Origin of the sequence: Mesorhizobium sp. M7A.F.Ca.CA.002.15.2.1 (assembly GCF_003998715.1) — a bacterium.
Classification (GTDB): domain Bacteria; phylum Pseudomonadota; class Alphaproteobacteria; order Rhizobiales; family Rhizobiaceae; genus Mesorhizobium; species Mesorhizobium ciceri.
Genome location: NZ_RZPI01000386.1, coordinates 1 through 5,356, shown reverse-complemented (window position 1 = coordinate 5,356; position 5,356 = coordinate 1). Strand labels below are relative to the sequence as shown.

General features: G+C 55.1%; 5 protein-coding genes. 2 read left to right on the top strand and 3 right to left on the bottom strand.

Annotated features, from left to right (window positions below):
- The 3 genes from ENZ74_RS20510 to ENZ74_RS20500 all read right to left on the bottom strand — a co-directional run.
- The coding region (locus tag ENZ74_RS20510; protein WP_127308002.1) for an ABC transporter permease subunit at positions 1-583 on the bottom strand (583 nt) is incomplete at its 3' end.
- Between the two features lie 85 nt (positions 584-668).
- Positions 669-1,658 (bottom strand): ABC transporter substrate-binding protein, encoded by a 990-nt coding sequence (locus tag ENZ74_RS20505; protein WP_164746276.1) that lies wholly within the window; start codon positions 1,656-1,658, stop codon positions 669-671.
- Between the two features lie 11 nt (positions 1,659-1,669).
- Positions 1,670-3,763, bottom strand: coding sequence for an FAD-dependent oxidoreductase (locus ENZ74_RS20500; protein WP_245441299.1), 2,094 nt, complete (start codon positions 3,761-3,763; stop codon positions 1,670-1,672).
- A gap of 131 nt (positions 3,764-3,894) precedes the next feature.
- Between ENZ74_RS20500 and ENZ74_RS20490 the strand changes: the two genes are divergently transcribed.
- Both ENZ74_RS20490 and ENZ74_RS35815 read left to right on the top strand, forming a co-directional pair.
- Positions 3,895-4,797: a LysR substrate-binding domain-containing protein gene (locus tag ENZ74_RS20490; protein WP_342030131.1), complete on the top strand. Its 903-nt coding sequence runs from the start codon at positions 3,895-3,897 to the stop codon at positions 4,795-4,797.
- Positions 4,798-5,228: 431 nt separating this feature from the next.
- On the top strand, positions 5,229-5,356 hold a 128-nt coding region (locus ENZ74_RS35815), incomplete at its 3' end, for a DUF2158 domain-containing protein (RefSeq protein ID WP_348630699.1).

Sequence of the window (5,356 nt, the reverse complement as noted above, 5' to 3'; positions counted from 1 at the left end):
CCTCTAATACATCCTTGTCCACGAGGCGGATGCCCAGATTTGTCAGCCTGATCATGGGAGGGATCGCATAGATTACGACGGCTATCACACCAGGAACCTTGCCGATTCCCAGCAGCATCACCACCGGGATCAGATAAACGAAGCTTGGCATGGTTTGCATGACATCGAGTACCGGATTGATGACCCTCTGGATGCGCTCCGATCTCGACATCGCAATTCCAACCGGCGCACCGAGCACGATGGCTATGATCGTCGAGACAAGGATCATGGACACCGTCTTCATCGTATCGTCCCACATGCTCAGGAACCCGATTGCAACGAGGGTGACGACGGTTCCAGCCACGGTTGTCAAGTTTCGGGATGCAAGCCATGCCAGCCCAGCCGCCAGCGAAATGATCAGCGGCCAGGGCGTGTCGGTTAGAAAGTGCTCGCACTTGATCAGAAGGTACTGCAACGGCGCGAAAACGCCCTCAATTGAATCGCCGTATGTTCGGGTGAAGGTTCGAAAAGCGTCATCCAGCCCCTTTTTGACAAGCCGCAAGGCCTCGTCATTGAGATGGGGAAAATTTGTCAGCCAATCCATGAGGAATTCTCGGTCGGTCAGCCCAGTGAGGGCAATGGCGGTCGCAATGATGGCCGCTCTAAAGGCCACCACCGCGACACGTTGATTAAAGTGCCGCTTTGATTTTTCCGGCGACGCCGACCGGGACCCACTTGGCCCAGATATCCTCGCGTGTCTTGAGGAAATACCTTGCCGCATCGTCACCAGTGGCCTGGTTGTCGGTCATCCAGGTCAAGAGACCGTTCACCGTATCGTTGGACCACGACCGGGTTTGCAGGTACTCCATCACTGCGGGATCAGTACGATCCGAAAAGCCTTTCGTGACGATCGTCTTTACTCGATCTTGCGGCCAAACGTTTGGCTTTGGATCGGCACAATCCGCCACTGTATTGCAACGCTTCCATTCAGCCTGATTGTAAGGAACCCCGAAGTCGAGCTTCACCATTTCATACTTTCCCAGAATCGACGTCGGAGCCCAATAGAATCCGAGCCAGCCTTGGTGGCGCTCATATGACTTTGCTATCGATCCATCCAAGCCGGCTGCCGATCCGGTGTCGATCAAGGTGAAGCCGGCTTTTTCAGCGCCGTAGGCTTTGAAGAGCTGCGTTGTAACAACCGTCGCGCCCCAGCCCTGAGGCCCATTGAAGACCGCCCCTTTCGATGAATCTTCAGGTGCTGGAAAGAGCTCCGGATGTTTGAGCGCATCCGCAATGGTTTTGATATCCGGATGTGCTTCGGACACATACTTTGGAATCCACCACCCGTTGACGCCACCATCTTTGAGGGCCGCGCCAGTTTCAACAAGCTTGCCTAGCTTGATGCCGGTAGCGACAACATCTGGCAGCAGATCGACCCAGATCTCGGGAGCAACATCGGGCTTTCCCTTTTCGATCATGGAGGTGACCGTCGGCACGGTGTCCCCTTCGAGAATTTCCGCATCACATCCGAACCCAGCTTTAAGAATGAACTTGTCCAGGCTTGCCAGCACTTCAGCGCTCTGCCAATTCATGCTGGAGATTGTCAGCTCACCGCAGCTTGATGCAGCATTCGCAGGGAGTGACTCCAGTACAAGAATTGTCAGGCATGCCGCCGCCAGTGGGAGATTTTTCACGTCGTTTCCCCTTTCATTTGCCTATGTGTTACTGAGTAGCGCGCTTGATCGGAGCCGGTCTGTCCGGCGACCGTGATGACGGAACAGACACGCAACGCATCAAAGAGCGCAGCATGGATGTTCCTCGAAGAGACCGCGTCACCAATCCGGAACAACACGAAATCACCGGCCGGGTTCACCGTTCGGTACTCGGCTTTGCCGTCCAATAGAGATGCTACTTCTATTTGGCCGTTGTTGACTGAATGACTTTGAAGATCGAAGTACAATTCAGCGTTTTCTTCCGTCCCGACTTCATAGAAGACATGATCGGCCTGGAATTTTTCTTCCAGGTCGGTGAGGACGTTTCGCACGGTGACGGTCAAACGGTTGCCGTCAGGGCTCAAGGCAACGATCTCACGGTCGGTGAGGAAGTTCACCCCGCGCTGATACAGGTTGCGCATGCCGACGCCGTAGTTCGTCGGCCCGAGATTATGAAGAGGTGTGCGATCCGGCGTTAAGAGAGTGACGCAAGCACCGGATTGGGTTGCTACCTCCGCCGCCACCAGCGAGTGATGGTCGCCTCGATCGTCGAAAATGATGACCTCTCCAACAGGAGGCTGTCCGGTGAACACGTCCCAAATCGGCCGGGCAAGATGCGCGCCGCCAATGTTCAGCGAGCGCGGCAGTGCGCCTGTCGCGATCACCACCAACACAGGTTTCTCACGCAGGATGTCCTCGGCTTCCGCCAGCATGTTGTAGCGAACATCAACGCCGAGATGCTCGAGTTCATTGACCAGCCAATCGATGATCCCGCGCATCTGGCGCCTGGTGGAACCTCCGGCCGCCATGTTAATCTGTCCACCCAGCTGGTTGGACGCTTCGAACAGGGTCACCCTGTAACCCCGCTCGGCGAGAACACGGGACGCCTCCAGTCCTCCTGGGCCTCCACCAACAACGACAGCGCGCAAACCCGCTATTTCATGGCGGCGAAAGCGATGCGGGAAGAAACGCTCGCGACCGGTCGCGGCATTCTGGCCGCATAAAGCGTCTTTGCCTTGATTAACCCGGTCTGCGCAGTAGTTCATTCCGACGCAGGTGCGGATACGATCTTCCTGCCCGGTTTGCAGCTTTGAGACCAGGTAGGGATCGGCGATGTGAGCCCTGGTCATTCCCACCATATCGACAATGCCGTCGCGCAGGGCATGGCGAGCAGTTGCGATATCGGCAATGCCTCCTGCATAGAATATAGGTAGTGAAACGGCCTCACGTATGTCTTTGGCAACTCCAAGGAAACGGGCTGCGGGAGTGCCCATAGGAGGCATCCATTGAGCCAAGCCCAGATCGTCGTATGGCGCTCCCGCAAGCACGTTGAGGAAGTCGACCAGGCCGCACTGCTCAAGCCGCTGGGCGATCTCGATGCAGTCCTCGCGGCTGAGCCCACCTTTGAGGAAATCGTTACCGGTGATCCTCAGTCCTATGATGAACTCGTCACCCACAGCATCGCGGACGCCGTTCAGGACGTCGAAGGTGAGTCGAAGCCGGTTCTCCAGGGAGCCGCCATAATCGTCCTGTCTGAAATTGATCAGAGGGGATAGGAATTGTCCCAGCAAGTGCGAGTGCGACAGGATTTCGATTCCGTCAAAACCGCCCTTTTTGCATCGTGCCGCCGCGGCCGCAAAGTCCTTGGTGACGCGTACTATATCAGCCCTTTCCATACTCTTTGGATAGGCTCGGTGCGCCCGTTCTCGCGTGTTAGATGGTCCTATTACTGGCAGCCATTCCCCTACGTCGCTGGATGTACGCCTCCCCATATGTGTCAGCTGACACATAATCGCGGCGCCATGGGAATGAACGCCCCCGGTAAGCAGTTCAAACCAAGGCAGGATGCTGTCATCGCCGGCATAAAGTTGCCCAAACGCGGACGGGCTGTCCGACGAAACGTTGGTCGATCCCCCCACCACCGTTAGAGCAAGCCCTCCCTTGGCCTTCTCCTCATGATAGAGCCGGTAGCGCTCCGTAGGCCAACCGTTCTCTACATAAGCCGGCGCATGAGCGGTGCTCATAATCCTGTTTCGAAGTTGCAGAGACCTGAGCTGGAATGAATCGAGCAACGGGTCCTTTTGTCGATGGCTATCGTGAGATGGCACTCTTGGCTTCCTCAGCGTATTATGGCTGGGACTATGATTACGGGGTGCTTTTCGGATAGTCAGCGTAAGATCGATCACGCCTGAGGTAAATCAGATTGACGTCTCGTCCGCCTTTGAGATTGCCGCCACTACACAGTCTGGTCGCGTTCGAAGCGGCGGGAAGCCACATGAATTTTACCGCTGCGGCTCATGAGTTGAATGTCACCAGGGAAGCGGTAAGCATGCAGGTCAGGCTCCTGGAATCCAGGCTTGGCGCCAAATTGTTCGAGCGGGGGCAACGAGGCGTGGCACTTACAGAATATGGGCGCCAATTTCACAATACAGTTTCAGAAAGCTTATGGCTGATCTCAAGGGAGTTTAACGAGAAAGTCGCTGACATTCCGGCAAATGTAACAGTTAGTACAACCGTTGCATTTGGAAGTTGCTGGCTGATGCCGAGGTTGGCTGATTTTCGAATTCGCAATCCCGGGATCAATATAAAACTGGTTGAAACCGATGAATGCTTGGATATGAGCAAATTCGGGATAGACATTTCGATTAGATATGGTCGCGGTGACTGGAATAAATTGAAGTCCGAGAAAGTGTTTAGTGAGGAGTTTTTTCCGATTTGCAGCCCAGGATATGTAAATTCTGTCGGCGCCGAAAACTTCCGCAAGTTTCAAAACGTGACGCTGCTGCATCTAGATGGGCGGGCTCACGAATGGGAGAATTGGGACAAGTGGCTTGAATTCGCGAAGCTAACTTCTTTACGCCCTCAGCAAGGAATCTGGTTTCAAAATTACGACAATCTGCTGCGGGCCACCCTCGAAGGGCAAGGGTTGGCGTTGGGATGGACACGCCTTGTTGAGGAGAAGCTGTCAAATGGGAGTCTCGTACGCCCTTTTGACCTCGCCTTCACGACCGGCAATGGCTACTACATTGTTGAAGCTCCAGCGAATGCTCCAAATCGTGCCAGCAAGATCTTTAGGAACTGGATACGCGACAAAATGCGCATCTAGTCCCGTCGCCGTCGGGCGCTTATGGAAACCATGCAAGGATTTTTTCGTGTGTAACAGCGCCGTTACCCGCTGAAGGCCGCACACAGTAGTGTTCTTGTACATCGCGGATTTATACTGATTCGTAACTGGCCAGCTTTCCAGTTGAGTTCATGGACGACGCGCCCTCACTGGGATGGCCGATCCCATGCCGACTCAAGGCGCGGGCAAGGACGTTACGGGACGATCTCTAGGGAACTCGTTGCGACCCGCTTGGCATCGAAAACGATTTTGATTCTAATGGCTTGAGCCGGCAATTGGCTGCCCGCAAGCGCACCATCCCCCCTCCTTTTCGTCGTCTACCCCTTCGCATCTGGTGCAAAGGATTGCGGCGCCGGCCTGGCAGATCTGCCATTGTCGAGACCCCGGTTTGGTGTGAAACTCATGGCCTCAGCATGGGAGGTCAAAAAATGCCCAACAATTTCAAGACCGGAGACGTGGTCAAGCTGAAATCCGGAGGCCCCAGGATGACGGTCAGCGATGGCGCAGCCTCGGGCATGTATCTGTGCCACTGGTTCAATCG